Source organism: Candidatus Binatia bacterium (genome assembly GCA_036504975.1).
Classification (GTDB): Bacteria; Desulfobacterota; Binatia; order UBA9968; family UBA9968; genus JAJPJQ01.
The window spans coordinates 18,259-32,872 of record DASXUF010000182.1; the positions used below are offsets into that span (position 1 = coordinate 18,259).

At 57.8% G+C, this 14,614-nt stretch carries 15 protein-coding genes; 13 read left to right on the forward strand and 2 right to left on the reverse strand.

The window, feature by feature from the left end:
* Positions 1-40: 40 nt before the first annotated feature.
* The 13 genes from VGL70_22410 to VGL70_22470 all read left to right on the forward strand — a co-directional run bounded on the left by VGL70_22410 (position 41) and on the right by VGL70_22470 (position 13,683).
* Complete coding sequence (locus VGL70_22410) at positions 41-1,123, forward strand: hypothetical protein (GenBank protein ID HEY3306283.1); 1,083 nt, start codon at positions 41-43, stop codon at positions 1,121-1,123.
* 16 nt (positions 1,124-1,139) lie between these two features.
* Entirely contained in the window at positions 1,140-2,177 is a 1,038-nt protein-coding gene (locus VGL70_22415) for a hypothetical protein (protein HEY3306284.1), read from the forward strand.
* Positions 2,165-2,878 (forward strand): hypothetical protein, encoded by a 714-nt coding sequence (locus VGL70_22420; protein ID HEY3306285.1) that lies wholly within the window; start codon positions 2,165-2,167, stop codon positions 2,876-2,878. Before VGL70_22415 ends, VGL70_22420 begins: the two co-directional genes overlap by 13 nt.
* A 10-nt stretch (positions 2,879-2,888) precedes the next feature.
* On the forward strand, positions 2,889-3,896 hold the full coding sequence (locus tag VGL70_22425; GenBank protein HEY3306286.1) for a hypothetical protein: 1,008 nt from the start codon (positions 2,889-2,891) through the stop codon (positions 3,894-3,896).
* Position 3,897: 1 nt separating this feature from the next.
* A complete protein-coding gene (locus tag VGL70_22430) occupies positions 3,898-4,656 on the forward strand; it encodes a class I SAM-dependent methyltransferase (protein ID HEY3306287.1) in 759 nt (252 codons plus the stop codon).
* A 12-nt stretch (positions 4,657-4,668) separates the two neighbouring features.
* Complete coding sequence (locus tag VGL70_22435; protein ID HEY3306288.1) at positions 4,669-5,535, forward strand: glycosyltransferase; 867 nt, start codon at positions 4,669-4,671, stop codon at positions 5,533-5,535.
* A gap of 18 nt (positions 5,536-5,553) precedes the next feature.
* The gene (locus VGL70_22440; GenBank protein HEY3306289.1) at positions 5,554-7,341 is read left to right on the forward strand and encodes an ABC transporter ATP-binding protein; all 1,788 of its coding nucleotides are present in this window, start codon (positions 5,554-5,556) and stop codon (positions 7,339-7,341) included.
* A gap of 57 nt (positions 7,342-7,398) precedes the next feature.
* The gene (locus tag VGL70_22445) at positions 7,399-8,352 is read left to right on the forward strand and encodes a glycosyltransferase (protein HEY3306290.1); all 954 of its coding nucleotides are present in this window, start codon (positions 7,399-7,401) and stop codon (positions 8,350-8,352) included.
* Positions 8,353-8,392: 40 nt separating this feature from the next.
* Complete coding sequence (locus tag VGL70_22450; GenBank protein ID HEY3306291.1) at positions 8,393-9,283, forward strand: glycosyltransferase family A protein; 891 nt, start codon at positions 8,393-8,395, stop codon at positions 9,281-9,283.
* A 167-nt stretch (positions 9,284-9,450) separates the two neighbouring features.
* Positions 9,451-10,644, forward strand: coding sequence for a hypothetical protein (locus VGL70_22455; protein ID HEY3306292.1), 1,194 nt, complete (start codon positions 9,451-9,453; stop codon positions 10,642-10,644).
* Between the two features lie 6 nt (positions 10,645-10,650).
* Entirely contained in the window at positions 10,651-11,847 is a 1,197-nt protein-coding gene (locus VGL70_22460; protein HEY3306293.1) for a glycosyltransferase, read from the forward strand.
* Positions 11,840-13,030, forward strand: a complete 1,191-nt coding sequence (locus tag VGL70_22465) for an SGNH/GDSL hydrolase family protein (protein HEY3306294.1) — start codon at positions 11,840-11,842, stop codon at positions 13,028-13,030. Before VGL70_22460 ends, VGL70_22465 begins: the two co-directional genes overlap by 8 nt.
* A complete protein-coding gene (locus VGL70_22470) occupies positions 13,027-13,683 on the forward strand; it encodes an HAD family hydrolase (protein HEY3306295.1) in 657 nt (218 codons plus the stop codon). Before VGL70_22465 ends, VGL70_22470 begins: the two co-directional genes overlap by 4 nt.
* A 228-nt stretch (positions 13,684-13,911) precedes the next feature.
* Here VGL70_22470 and VGL70_22475 read toward each other — a convergent pair whose 3' ends face one another.
* Both VGL70_22475 and VGL70_22480 read right to left on the reverse strand, forming a co-directional pair.
* Complete coding sequence (locus VGL70_22475) at positions 13,912-14,211, reverse strand: hypothetical protein (protein HEY3306296.1); 300 nt, start codon at positions 14,209-14,211, stop codon at positions 13,912-13,914.
* 36 nt (positions 14,212-14,247) lie between these two features.
* Complete coding sequence (locus tag VGL70_22480; GenBank protein ID HEY3306297.1) at positions 14,248-14,493, reverse strand: hypothetical protein; 246 nt, start codon at positions 14,491-14,493, stop codon at positions 14,248-14,250.
* Positions 14,494-14,614: the final 121 nt, after the last annotated feature.

The window sequence follows — 14,614 nt, forward strand, 5'->3', positions numbered from 1 at the left end:
CGCGACGCGAGGATCGCCCGGGGCGGGGATGGGTCTCGGAATGGCGAAGATCGTTTCCGTCTATAACGCCTGGCGCAGGAGTTTCGAGCCCGCCGACATGTCTTACATCCGGTGGCTCAAGATTTCCGAGGCGCTGGCCCGGCGCGGCCATTCCGTGGATCTGGCCACGAACGAGCCCCGTTGGTGGTTGCGCCGCGCGCCGGTCGCCATGGCGCAAAATTTAAAAAGAGTTCCTATCGCGAAGGTCAGGTGGAAAGACTACGACGTCGTCAAGACGTTGTTTCACGTCGGGTTCGACACGCTGGAGACTTACGGCGGCGACCGGCATCCTTTTATCATCTCAAAGCTGGGCTCGATCGTCGCGCCCCAAGACGCGGAAGGAATTTACTTCTACGGCCGGGTTCGTAAGAGACTCTACGCCACGCAGGAAAAAATTCATCGCCGCAGCCGTTACGTCACGGTTTTGTCGCAACCGGCCAAAGACTTGTGGCGCGAGTGCTTTCATTCCAGCGACAATATCCTGCTCGTTCCGGGAGGAGTGGACCGCGACATCCCGTCCGCCGGAGCGGACCCTTATCCCGCGCGGCAAGGCACGCGTTGTCTTTTCGCCGGGCACGTTTATACGAAGCGTTCCCAGCCCGAGGCCAACCGCGTGCTGACGACCAAGTTGAACCGGCTGGGAGAACTGTTCTCGCGCCGCGGCGGCCGCTTATACATGCTGGGGTCGGGCGACGTCTCCGGCCTCGACGGTAAACACGTCACCTATCTCGGCGTAGCCTCGTACGACCGCGCCTGGGAATATTTCCATCACGCCGATGTCGGCCTCGTCGTAGCGGCGGGCGAATTCAACCACAACAACGAGAGCAGCAAAATCTACCACTACTTGCGCGCCGGGTTGCCGGTTGTCAGCGAAGCGGGCTTTCCCAACGACAATGTCGTCGTCGAATCGAAACTCGGGTTCGTCGTCGCGAACGGCGCCCTGGAAGCGATGGCGGCCAAGGCCGCCGAAGCCGCGGACAAGGCGTGGGATCGCGAATACGCGGTGAGTTATATCTTGAATCACCACACCTGGGATCGCAGGGTCGAAGTCTATCACGAGCTGCTCCGACAACATTTCGGCTGAGGAACCTTAGATCGAAATGAAGGTCGTTATCGCGAACTTCTCCAAGGCCGTAGCTTCACGAGAGAATTATCGGGCCTACTGGGAGAGTCACGCCCAACCGGAGAGAGGAAAACGGCTTTCGTTGTTTGAATACAAAGCCGACTGGGGCTTTCATATCTACGCTCCGGGCGTTTACTTGATGGATCAAGGCGTCGCCCAAGAAGTGGAGTTCTGGGATTTTGCCGAACAAAGATCCACTTCGTATCACCCGTACGGCGTCTTGAACGTCACGTTCCACAACGAACGCGACTGCAAAGCCTACATCGACCGCTACGGTTGCCCGGATTTGTACATCCAGCACGGCGGGGTGGCCGGACAAGCGATCCTGCGCTATCTCAAGGGAAAGTCTTTCACGGTTTACGTGCCGGCGCTCCGATACGGATATCGGATCGAACAGCTCATCGACCGCCTGGGCAATTTTCGCGCGTCGTGTTACCTCGTCGATTCCGAAGAGTATCTCGACGACCGATCCATGCTCTACGTTCCGGTCGTCAATACGAGCCAAATTCGTCCGCGCGACGGCGAAAAGAAAAGAGACTTCATCTACCTCGCGCGCAACTACGGCGGCAAGCGCCACGACATCGTTCTCAACGCCGTTCGCGGCACCGCCATGACCGGCCACTTCCATCCGGTGGACGCCGCCAAGTTGGACCTCCAGAACACCCGGGTCACGACGAGCGATTGGGACCAAGCGGACGTGGTCGGGCTCCTGACCACCTCGCGCATAGCCGTCTACGCGGGCGACTCCACGTCGAATCCAGCCGCGATGTGGGAATGCGTCGCCGCGGGACTTCCCATCGTCGTCAACAAAAACATTCGGGGCGGCAAACATCTCGTCGTCCCCGGCGTGACCGGAGAGTTTGCATCGGAGGAGGATTTCTACGACTGTATGCGTTATGTGCTAGAGAATCGCGGCCGTTATCGGCCCCGAGAATATTTCATCGAGAACTGGGATACGGTTCAAACGCTGGAGAAGTACATGGCATTTTTCCAAGCGATGGGATGGAATCGGTAGCAATGTTTCTGCTGGGAGGTCCCGCGTTCAGCGGCAAGACGCTTCTGGCGCACTTATTGAACCAGGACGGATTGGTCTGTCTCGACGAGCCCGACTTTCACGATCCGAGCCAGAGCCATCGGGGCATTCCTTTTTTGGAGAAACTCTTTCCCGATAAAACCTTCCCTGCCAGGCCCGAACGGAAACTGAGCGCCCGTGAAGCCGTCGAGCTCATCGCCGAATGCCAAGAGATCATCCGGCCGCACAATCTGGGCGTTAAAACGGCCAACTGGGTTTTCGTGGAATATGCCCGGATCTACAAAAAATTGGGTTATCCCGTGATCGCCGTCGTCCGGGATATTCGCGATGCCTTTGTGGAAGCGCCGTTGCCGGAATGGGTCACCGAGAAAAGACTCAACAAGGCATACCGCCTGATCTGGGCGAATGCTAGGTTATATGATCTTTGCTTACGCTACGAAGATCTGGTGACCCAACCCGAAGAGGTCATGGCGGAAATCGCCGCGACCTTGTCGCACCGGCTGGAAGTCAAATACCGATGGAGCGCCGAGAGCGTTCACCCGACCATGTTCAAACTGGAGCGACACGGCTTGCTCCGGCTCGGCGCCATTACCACGAGCCAAGTGGGGATCTGGAAGAATTCCGACGTGGAGCTGAGCAAAGCCACTCACAAAACCGCCGTGATGATGGGATATTCCCGATGAGAGCGTCTTCATGAGCCGCGCCTTCGACGTCGTGATCGTGCCTGATTTTTTATGCGCCGAGTCCGCCACGTTCGAAGCGCGAACGCTTTTATTTCTCGCCTCGTGGCTGGCCAACGAAGGCCGGGGACGCAATTTTCCTCTGCATCTGGCCTGTATCGGCGCGCCGCCGCCGAGCGTATGCCGGTTGGCCGAAAAAGCCCGCGCCTCGATCACCGTGCACCCGCCGGTAGGCGCGGAGCTCTGGGGATCGGCGAACAAGCTGCGCGGCCTGGAAATTCACGGCCGGGAGGATCGCGTCCTTCTGCTGGACGCGGATGTGCTGGTGCTTTCGGATTTCAGCGCGCTCGCCGACATGGGCCGCTGCATTGCGGCCGCTCCGGCGAACACGCTGCAAATCCCGGAGCCATACTGGCGAAGAATCTACCCGGCGCTCGGCATGGAGCCGCCGGACGAGCGCATAGCATGCGTCAGGGGCGAGCTGGAGAACGACCCCCGGTCGAGCTCGATGTATCCTTACTACAATTCGGGCGTGCTCTTTCTGCCCTGGGGCTGTGAATTGCGGCCGATTTGGGAAGAGCACATTCGGCGCATCGCGTCGCTCTTCAACGAGCGCGACGAGATTTGGCAGGCCGTAGCCTATGAAGACCAGGCGGGTCTCGCGCCGGCGATCGAATTGCTGCGCCGGAAGGGCGTTCCATTCGTGCGCCTTCCCGCCGCCTTCAATGCCAACTGGCTGTACATGTACCGGCGGGAGCTGCCGATCAAAGAGATCAAGCTCTTCCACGCGTTTGGTTTGTTTCGCAGGATGACCGAGGGTGTGCACGCTCTAGGCCGCGAGCTTGGGCGCTACCGGACGAGACTCATCCAGAGCCTGATCCACGAGTCTAAGCGGGACCGTTTTTTCGGCCGGGCCCGAAGGCTGTTGCCTGCCGTCGTGGACGCCTGCGTCTTGAGCCACGCGCTTCGGAGATGTTACCGGCGCGACGTCGCCGGATTGCTGGCCGGCGCCGTTGAATGAGATGTCTCGTTCCGTCGAGCAAAAAATCGCCGCGAGGAGTTATCGCGACAGCCACACGAGCAAGGCTTGCGCCGCCGATTACGAGGCGCATTACGCTCGTGGACGCGGCTACCTTTACTGGCAGCACTTTGAGAAACCGTATCTCGAGAAGCTATTCGCCCGTTTAGGAAAAGAAATTCCGGGGCGGTATTTGGATTTCGCGTGCGGCACGGGCCGTGTGCTTCAACTGGCGACGCCCTTTTTTAGCGAATCGGTCGGCATCGACGTATCCGAGGGCATGCTGGCCGTGGCGCAGCGAAATGCGCCGACCGCCCGTCTGATTCGAGCGGATCCAACCGTCGCTCCTCCGGAGGTCGGAACCTTTGCGGTGATCTCGCTGTTCCGTTTTTTATTGAATGCGGAAGATCCTCTGCGCAAGAGCGTCCTCAGTTGGCTGCGCAGCGTCATCGCGCCGGAGGGCGTGCTGGTGGTCAACAATCATCTGAACCGATACAGCATCTCGGGCGCCTTCTGCCGGCTGCGCAACCTCGCCCGCCGCGGTCACGGCGATCCGGTCCTTTCGGACGTCCAGGTCGAAAGCTTGCTCCGGGACTGCGGCTTCAGGATTTTCGAGCGCTACGGTTTTGGCCTGATCCCGCCCTCCCGTCATCATGGGGTTTTTCCCGGGACTTTTCTCCTCTTTCTCGAGAAGCGGTTGCAACGGATCGAGGCGGCGCGGAAATATACCCAAGATCGGATCTATCTGTGCCGCCCGGTTTGAGATGAGTCGTCTATGAGCGCGAGCGATCCCCGACTGACCGTCATCATGCCCCTCAAAAACTATCATGACGGCTTTTTGCGGCAGGCTTTAGCGTCCGTCATGCGCCAGACCTGCCCTCTCTGGCGGCTGCTGGTCGTCGTCGAGCCTGAGGATTTCGAATCCTTTCAGACGTTGCTGCAAAACGAGCGCGCCGATCCGCGCGTCGAAATCATCGTCAACCGGGGCCGAAGGCTCGCCGGCGCCATCAACTCGGGCATGAAATCGGCGACGACGGATTTCGTCGCTCTCTTGCTCGCCGACGATCTATGGTCCGACGATGCGGTGGAGACGTTGAGCCGGTACATCGGCGACAATCCGGGAATCGATTTCTTTCACTCCTCCAGGCGCTATCTCGACGAACAGGGCCGCTTCATCAGCTCCGTTTACCCGAGCCGAGAGAGCATTCGGCTCGAGGATTTCAAGTTCGGCCCGGCTAAACATCTCCTCTGCTGGCGCAGAAGCAAGGCCTTGTCCTTCGGCGGATTGGATGAGTCTTTAAGCTCGCTCGTCGGACCGGACGACTATGATTTTCCCTGGACCATGGCCGAGAACGGCGCCACGTTCAAGGCCGTCAAGGAGTGTCTGTACTATTACCGGAACCATTGCGAGTGCTATCGACTGACCACCCATACGCCGTTGAGCGTCAACCGCCGCGAGGTCGGCAGAATCCTCAGAAAGCACAAGGTTCCCGTGCTCGCCCGGATCTTCATATTGATCAAAAAACGGCTCGAAGCCCGAATCGGGAGTCCGTGTCTTTACCGGAGCAATCTCGACCGATGGATAACCCGGGCTTTGGGATACGACGTCCGCAAACGCTGGAAACAGGTCACTTATAAATGAACCGTCGTCCGTAAGGCCATGAACGCTGATTCGCGAACTCTTTTCCTCTGGTCCGTGCTGAAGCCGCACCGCAAGCCGGCGGTGTTGCTGATTTCGCTTTCGCTGCTCGCCTCCGCTTTCGAAGGCTTCTCGATCGCCCTCCTGGTTCCCCTGCTGAGCGCGCTGCAAGAGGCGCAAAACCATGACCAGTTGCCGCGGGTTCTCAAAGTCATCGCCCGGCTCCTGGAGGGCTACCCGTTCAAATCCCAGGCCCTCGTCTCCATCGGTTTGATTGTCGCGGCGATAATGCTGAAGAACTTGTTTCTCGCCCTTTCCATTTATATCGGTTACGGCTTGACCACTCGACTGGTCGTCGATCTGAGAAGCCGCGCCATGGACACCTTGCTGCAGGCGGGAATCGGATTTCACAACAACGCCAGGATCGGCCATCTGGTGGAAAAAGTGCTGAATCACACCGCGATGATCGATCAGCTCGTCAAGCAAGCGATCGATTTCCTGGTCAATGCCACCGCCTTCCTCGTTCTCCTGGGCTTGCTGCTGTTGTTTTCCTGGCAGCTCACGCTGTTCACCATCGTCTTGGCGGCCGGCATCGCGCTCGCCGTCTCGCGTTACGTCAAAACCCTTTCCGGACTCGGCAGAAAATCAGCCAGGAGCGGCGAAGAACTGGCCGCGCTGCTGTACGAAACGCTGGGCGGGATCCAGGTCATCAAGTCGTTCACCAAAGAAAGCTCCCAATCGGCCGTCCTCAAAGACAAGATCAGCGAGCACGGAAAAAATCAACAGTCGTTTCACGTCGGAAATTATCTCATTCATATCGTAACCGAGGTGGTCGGCGTGGTCTCGATCGCCCTGCTGCTCATCGTTGCGCTGCTCACGTACGACGTCGGAGACCAACTGCTGCTCGCGCGTCTGCTGCCTTTCCTATACGTTCTCACCAGACTCTTTCCCGTGATAAAGAATCTGAATCAAGCGCGCGGCGCGATCGTCAGCCGGTGGCCCTATGTGGAAACGGTCCACGACCTGCTGCGTTGGGACAATAAACCCATGGTTAAAGACGGCGCCAGGCCGTATCCGGGCCTCACGCGCGAAATCCGTTTCGACGCCGTCAGCTTTTCGTACCTCGGCGAGCGCAAACGAGCCTTGGTCGAAACCGCCTTTTCCATACCCAAGGGCGCGACCACCGCGATCGTCGGCAAGTCCGGAGCCGGCAAATCGACGATCATCAACTTGTTGCTGCGGTTTTACGACCCGCAAGAAGGGGCCATTCTCGTCGACGGCGTCCCGCTACAGCATTTTCAGCTGCGGTCCTACCGCGAACGGATAGGCCTCGTCAGCCAGGACACCTTTATTTTCAACGATACGGTCGCCAATAACATCGCCTTCGGGGCTTTGGCGCCGCCGGCTTACGATAAAGTCGTCGCCGCGGCCGAAAGGGCGGGAGCTCACGAATTTATTCTGGATTTGGCCCAGGGGTACGATACGATGCTGGGAGACCGGGGAGTCCGTCTGTCCGGCGGCCAGCGCCAGCGAATTTCCATCGCCCGGGCCATTCTCAGGGATCCCGAGATTCTTATTCTGGATGAGGCCACGAGCTCGCTCGATGCGGGAACGGAAAGGCTGATCCACAACGCGATGACCGACTTGAGCCGGAACCGAACCGTCGTCATCATCGCTCATAGGCTCTCGACACTCAGCGCCGCGGACCAGATCATCGTATTGAAGGCGGGCCGGGTCGCGGAAAGCGGAAAGCAACGGCAGTTGCTCGAGAAAAAAGGCGAGTATTACGACCTGATCAAGCCCGGCTAAAACTCCGCAATCCCCGTGAGCCGGCAAGAAGCGGATCTCCTTTACGCGAGCGAATGAATGTCCCAAGGGAATTCCCCAAGTGCGCGCATCGACATCTGCGTCGCCACATTTAAGAGGCCGGAAGGTCTGAGACGCCTTTTAGAGTCCCTCATACGTCAGGAGACACGGAGCGAGTTCTGCCATCGCCTCATCGTGGTCGACAACGACGCCCGTCGCAGCGCCGAGCCGGTCGTCCGGGAATTTTTCAGCCGCGGGGTGCCGCTGATTTACGACGTCGAGCCTCGACAAAACATCTCGCTCGCCCGAAACCGAACGCTTAGCCACGCTACGGGGGAGTTTATTGCAACGATCGACGACGACGAATACGCGGACCATCGTTGGCTTTTAAATCTTTACAAGACGATGGTCGCTTACGACGCCGACGTCGTTCATGGACCGGTCGTTCCGCTTTTTCCACCGAACACCCCCGCCTATGTCAAGAACAGCGCGCTGGTTGCACGGCCGGAATTGGCGACGGGGTCAACCGAGAATTACACGCCTTATACCGCGAACTCGCTGTTTCGCCGAAAACTCATCGAGGCGCTGCCTGCGGCGTTCGATCCCCGCTTTGGCCGTACCGGCGGGGAAGACATTCTCTTTTTCCATGCGCTGCGGCGGCAAGGCCATAAACTGATTTGGTGTAACGACGCCGTCGTGTTCGCATCGATACCGCCCGACAGAGCGAATTTATCGGCATTGACAAAACGGTACTTCCGCAACGGCTATATCACCTATCGCATGTCGAGCGAGGCTCATTTGAACGAAGTTCGAGTCGATCGGGCCGCCGTCTTTCGTTGTTGCGTAAGGCTGGGAATCGGCCTCGGCGCCATGCCTTTTTATCTTTTTGCGGATCTATGCGGCGGGAACTCCTCGAAAGCGCTCCGGTCTCTGGAGGAAACCGCCTTCCGCGCAGGGTTCCTGGCGGCGGCCTTTCGCTTCCGCTACGAGGCATATCGAGGCGAAAAAACTTGACTGGACGAACCAACCGTCCGGCCTGAGCATCGTCGCGCGCATGCCGAATCAGCCGCTCATCTCCGTCGTCATCCCGTATTTCAACTGCCCCGAGATCGGCGCGTGTTTGGAATCTCTTTCCCGCCAGACCTACTCCAATGCCGAGATCATCGTCGTCAACAATAATTCTTCGAAAAAACATCTGGCGCTTTTGGCAAATCGGCCGATACGCATTGAAAATGAAAAGATCCAGAGCAGTTACGCCGCGCGAAACCGGGGCGCCCGATGCGCCCGCGGCGCTTATCTCGCCTTTATCGACGCGGATTGCACCGCCGATCCGGAGTGGCTTGCCACCTTGTGGCTTACCGCCGAGAATGAAAACGCCGAGATGGTCTTGGGAAACGTCAAAAAAACAATCTCCCGGCGCCGGCTGAGCCATGAATACGTGGACCGCGACCTCTATCATGATCACCGGCGGTTGTTTTCCCAAGGCAGCGGCACCACCGCCAACTTATTCATTTCCAAGAGAGCGCTCGATAGCGCAGCGGGTTTTTCTCCGCATTCTTTTTCCGGGGGAGACACCGCCTTGATCCAAAAGCTCGCGAGGTCCGGGGTCGCGTATGCGTATGCGGAGACCGCCGTGGTTTTTCAGCAGTGCCGAAAGACGCTTCTTTCTCTCATGGCCAAAGGATTTCGCACCGGGGTAGCGTCCGGGAACGACGAGGCGAATCGTTTTATGGGCCTGGATGATCGGATGAAATACGTGAGGTGGCGATGCCTGGCTCTTTTGAATCCGTTTAGAGCCGATATGGCTCTCCAGGTCCGCTCCCGATCGTATCCCTATGCGTTCGCTTATTTCATGCACTTCGCGGCCCAGGGCTTGGGGCGCTCGTTCGGCATCACGAAGATATCCCGGACGCCGCTGTGCAGAAAGCTCATGCGCTACACATGAAAGACGTGTTTTTGGCCCGAACGACGAGTCCGAAAGAATGGTACCGCCGCCAGATCGACCACTACGTCGAGCAAATCCCTCGGATGCAAACGCCCGAGGGCGCTTTCCGACGCGACGTCGAACCGAGATTCAATCCGCAAGATAACGCTCGACTCCAGGAAGGGGTTTTGCCCCTGGCCTGGCACATGCGCCGCTTCGGAACCCACAACTTCCGCGATCCTATTCTCAACGGGCTCGCTTGCCTGTTTAAATTACAGCGGCCTGACGGCGCTTACCCGGAAACTCACGGGCCCTCCTTTGCGGCGACCGCATTTATTACCTTCGCTCTTGCCAGGATGCTGGACTACGGCAGGGATTTTTTGCCCGAGGACGTGAAATACCGGATTGTGCGCGCGATCGAACGTTCTTTGCCGTTCCTGATCGCCGACAGGAAAGTCCTGTATACCAACCAGCACGCCGCCGCCCTGGCGGCGTTGAAAGAAGCCGGCAAATCGGTTGCCGTATCCGGCGGCGTCATCCATCGGCAGCTGTCGAACATACTCGCAAAAAAAGACCCCTCGGGCCTGTTCGAAGAAGATGCCGGTATCGATCTCGGCTATGCGACGCTGACGTACAGTCTGCTGTCGACCTTTGACGGCTCGAAAGATTTTTACGCCCCCTTTGTGGATTGTCTGCAACGGCTCCTGTTCCCGGACGGCACCCATATCTTGCCGATGTCGAGAACGCTTGGGTGGATCATTCTCAACAGTCTCGAAGCCGCGGCGCGTTTTCATCCTGAAGCCCGACAATTGGCCCAACGATGTATCCAGGCGCACGAATCGGGACGATGCAACGCCACGCACCTGATATCCAACCGGCATATCTTGACCACTCTTTACCGCCTTTGTGAAGCGTATGATACGTGTGATGACCGTTCCGTTCCGGACCTTCCGAGGTCTGGCGGCGAGACGGCTCTTCCGTCAAAGTATCTAAGATACTTCCGCTGCGGCGGGACCGTAGGCCTGCTGTACCGCGACGAACAACAACTGGGTTACAGTTTTTACCTGGGACCCCATCGGATCCTGTTCGGATTCTCCCGCAATTCCCGGCTGGTCGAAAAGACGCGCGAACGATTCCTGGTACGCTCCGATTCACAAGGCGGGTGGCCGAAAGCCGCCCGAGGTTTTCGGCTTGACAATGATTCGCTGCTGCTGACCAATATCTTTGCCTCCGACCCGGTTTATTCCGTCGGCCGTTTACCGCTGCAAGGAACGCGCGACCCGGCGTTTTGCGAGGCCAACCAAAATATGTTTTCCCATGAGGCGATTTACAAGTATCGCCTGTCCAGGATAAAAAGATACAAATTTGTCTGCGGCGGCTGAAGCTCGGTGAAAATCTACGTTTTCACGAACAAGTTTCCGACGTGGTCCGAGACGTTTATCTACGACGAGATCGCCGGCCTGGAGAAGCTGTCCCACACGATCCGCATCATCGCTTTGGGCAAAGATTATTTCATAACCCACCCCATCCTCCGGCAAATTCGCGTTCGCAACGTTCGTTACCTCCTGAAGTTGAGCTCTTATAAAGATTGGTTATATCATCTCAAATATCCGGATTTTTGGCGGCAATGCCTGCTGCCGTCGCTGGTATCAAATCGTTTTCGTTTCTTCGGCATGAACGCCTTAGCCGAGCTGATCAAGCGGGAAAAACCCGACCTCTTCCTGCTGCACTTCGGCGCCCTGGGCGAAATCTTTCTCTGGCTGAGGCGTAGCTTTAACATCCCGTTCATCGTGTTTTTTCATGGCGACGAATATAATGCCGTCCAGCGTCGCCGGTACAACGACTACAAGGATCTGTTTTCCCTGGCCGACCTCTTTTTGGTGAAGAGCAGATATTCGCACGCGAAGATCATCGCGCTCGGCTGCCGGCCGGAGAAGGTCGCGATCATTCCCTTCGGAATAAATCCCGATCTCTACCCGTTCAGCCGCGCGTCAACCCGCCGAACATCGCCCGCCATGAAAGTGTTGGGTGTCGGACGGTTGGTGGACAATAAAGATTTCGAGCTGGCCCTGAAGGTCATTCAAAAATGCGTGACGCGCTATCCCCTGCTCAAGTACTCCATCATAGGCGATGGGCCCTTGTACCCGCAGTTGCGCCGTCAAATAAGATCTCAGGGCCTAGGAAAGAGATGTTTTCTCATGGGCGCCCGGAATATGAATTGGATCAGTAAAGAGCTGTCCGAGAGCGATATTTATTTGCAGCCGTCCCGCCGGGACAAGGACGGGGAGACGGAAACGTTCGGGAATACCCTGCTTGAAGCTCAGCTTCACGGCTTGCCGGTTTTGTCCACGGATTTGGGCGGCATACCCGAAATAGTGGATCACGAGGAAACCGGCTTTTTGGCTCCCGAGTCGGACGCCGAAGCGCTCGCGGAATACTTGGCGACGCTCGTCGAGGATGGACAATTGCGAAAGAGGATGGGTGAACGGGGCAGGAACAACGTGCTCTCTAGGTTCAACTCAAAAAAACAGATGTTGGAGCTCGAGCGAATGCTCATCGATGCGCGGGCGGGCGTTCGTGGGTAGCGCCGTGAAACGGTGGATGTCCAACATTCTCTTGATTTTCATGGGGACGGCGACCGCGGGCCTCGTCGTCGAAATCGGCCTTCGGATCGCCGGTGTTTCATATCCAAGCTTTTATCGCTCGGACGAGCACACCGGCACTTCGCTGCGCCCGGGAATCGAGGCCTGGGAGCGGAACGAAGGCGAAGCCCACGTTCGGATTAACAGCGACGGCCTACGCGATCGCGAGCACCCTAAAGCCAAGCCCGCCAATGCCTTCCGTATCGCAGTCCTCGGGGACTCTTACACGGAAGCGCGGCAAGTGCCGATGGAAGACGCCTTCTGGGCGGTCCTAGAGCGAGACCTGAAAGGCTGTGCGGGCTTGGCTGGGCGGGACGTCGAAGTCATCAACTTCGGCGTGAGCAACTATGGCACCGCGCAGGAGTTGATCACGTTACGCCGGCGGGTTTGGGACTATTTTCCGGACATGGTCATCCTCGCATTTCTGACCGGCAACGATATCCACGACAACCTCCGCGAGCTGTCAGGAGATCCGAAAAGACCTTACTTTGTTTACCAAGACGGCGCACTCACGCTTGACGCCTCGTTTAGAGATTCCGCCATCTACCGGGCGAGCGAGACGGCCTTGGCGCGACTGGGCGCCTGGCTTACCGACTATTCCCGCGTGCTGCAACTGCTTTATCTGGGCAAAAATCGCCTCGTTCGGATCGTCCTCTACCCAAGACCCGCCCACGATCGTCACGGCGAGGTTGGACTGCAGGACTCGGTCTATCTCGAACCCACGAGTTCACTTTGGCGAGAGGCCTGGCGGGTTACGGAGGGCCTCATTGACTTGATGCGAAGCGAAGTGAGACAAAAAGGAGCGGATTTTCTGCTCGTCACGTTGAGCAACGGAATCCAAGTCCATCCCGACCCATCGGTGCGCAGGAGCTATATGGATCGTTTGGGCGCCGCGGACTTGTTCTATCCCGACCTCCGCATCGCGGCTCTGGGACGACGAGAGGGTTTTTCCGTGCTTACTTTGGCGCCGGAGTTTCAGGCTTATGCGGAAAAGCACCAGGCGTTTCTCCACGGGTTTGGCAACAATCCCGGCGCGGGACACTGGAATCGAGACGGGCACCGGCTTGCCGGAAAAGCCATCTCCGAGAAGGTATGCGAGCAGACGTCTCGGGACAACGTCGAATGATTCTAGCCATCTTTGACGTCGATCATACGTTGCTCAAAGCCGACAGCTTAAAACTGTTTGGCTTGTTTCTATGGAAGAAGAAGGGCATTCGGCTATCGCATCTTCCGGGGTTCGTCGCCAGCTTGTTCGCATGGTGCCTGGCCTTAACCGATACGGGAAAGTTAAAGGCCGGATACCTGAAACTGCTTTGCGGTGGAATGCCCGTCAGCACGGTGAGGGAATTGGGGCGCGAATTCGCGGAGACTCTTCTTGGCTCCAAAGTATTTCCCCAGGCGCTGGAGCTGATCCACCGGCACAAGACCGAGCGCCACGAGATCGTCTTGCTATCGGCATCTCCGGATATCTATCTTGAAAGATTGGCGGAGCTTCTTGGCGCCGACATGCTGATCTGCACAAAGCTGTCTCGGGCAAGCGACTTTCTGACGGGCGATCTAGAAGGCGGAAACTGCAAAGGACGGGAAAAGCTGCGACGGCTCCTTGAGCAATACCGGGAACTCAATATCGACTGGAGCCGGTCCTTCGCTTATTCCGATTCGCTGTCGGATTTGCCTATCCTCGAGCGAGCCGGCAGGCCCATCGCGGTGAATCCTGATCGGAGATTGGCGCGCATCGCAGTCAGGCGCCGGTGGCGGATCGAGCGCTGGGATACCTGAGTTTGGTGATCTTTTGTGTTGCGCTCATGGCCGTCTTATTGTTCGTCGACATCCCGGTCCTTCACAAAATCTTCCAGCCCACGCTGCCGACATCCGCACCGTAACCACAGTATACGAACTAAAGCCGAGGTTCTCTCGAGCCGCAGGATTGTGCTTCTTCCTTTTACTTGAAAAAAGGCGACAAAAACGATCTTCCGTTTTCCCCGGCGAGCACTAGAACACATTTACCTAAGTCCCCTTGGCGGCGCCCGGCGCGAGGCCGGCGGCGGTGTCTGCTAAGACCTCGGCGTGGCCGATGCCGAGCGTCTTGATCCAGCGCTGCTGGCCGAGGGTGAGCGCGATGAAAAAACCGAGCTCGACCAGTTCCGGAATCGTAAAGTGTTCGTGAAGCTTCGCCCAGAGCGCGTCATCGGCGATCTCCGAGTTCCAGACGATCGCGCTCGTATACGTCAGCGCGATCTTCTCGCGCTCGGAGAACTTTTCCGAATCGCCGAAGTTCAGTAGCTCATCGTACTTCTCTTCGGTCAAGCCCTTCCGTCCAGCCTGGACGGATCGCTGAACGCCTCAATACTCGCACTCGATCGATTTGGAGACATAGACGCGACAGAGCTCTTTGAGGCTGTGATCGACGACGCCGTGGCGAAACGTAAGATCCCATGCCTGAGAGAACGCGCGGATAACGGCCGGATTGTGCGCCCGGATCGCCTGGCTCTCCGGCCGCGGCGTGCCCTCCTTTCGCGCGCGCTCCAAGTAGCCCAGAACCTCCGGGTCCGAGATCGACGACAAGTCTACATATGGAATATGCGGCATGACTCACCTCGCAATTTGAGTCGTTTGAAGTAACTTGACGGGTTTAGCTCGATTCTCCCACGCCAACATCGCCAACTTTCTCTCCTGCCCCCAGCGGTAATTGCCGACGATGCCGGTCTCG

Coding starts and splice junctions, on each gene's coding strand:
- VGL70_22420 (HEY3306285.1), top strand. CDS start 2,165: ATGGAATCGGTAGCAATGTTTCTGCTGGGAGGTCCCGCGTTCAGCGGC.
- VGL70_22445 (HEY3306290.1), top strand. CDS start 7,399: ATGTCCCAAGGGAATTCCCCAAGTGCGCGCATCGACATCTGCGTCGCC.
- VGL70_22410 (HEY3306283.1), top strand. CDS start 41: ATGGCGAAGATCGTTTCCGTCTATAACGCCTGGCGCAGGAGTTTCGAG.
- VGL70_22440 (HEY3306289.1), top strand. CDS start 5,554: ATGAACGCTGATTCGCGAACTCTTTTCCTCTGGTCCGTGCTGAAGCCG.
- VGL70_22430 (HEY3306287.1), top strand. CDS start 3,898: ATGTCTCGTTCCGTCGAGCAAAAAATCGCCGCGAGGAGTTATCGCGAC.
- VGL70_22415 (HEY3306284.1), top strand. CDS start 1,140: ATGAAGGTCGTTATCGCGAACTTCTCCAAGGCCGTAGCTTCACGAGAG.
- VGL70_22470 (HEY3306295.1), top strand. CDS start 13,027: ATGATTCTAGCCATCTTTGACGTCGATCATACGTTGCTCAAAGCCGAC.
- VGL70_22435 (HEY3306288.1), top strand. CDS start 4,669: ATGAGCGCGAGCGATCCCCGACTGACCGTCATCATGCCCCTCAAAAAC.
- VGL70_22480 (HEY3306297.1), bottom strand. CDS start 14,493: ATGCCGCATATTCCATATGTAGACTTGTCGTCGATCTCGGACCCGGAG.
- VGL70_22425 (HEY3306286.1), top strand. CDS start 2,889: ATGAGCCGCGCCTTCGACGTCGTGATCGTGCCTGATTTTTTATGCGCC.
- VGL70_22450 (HEY3306291.1), top strand. CDS start 8,393: ATGCCGAATCAGCCGCTCATCTCCGTCGTCATCCCGTATTTCAACTGC.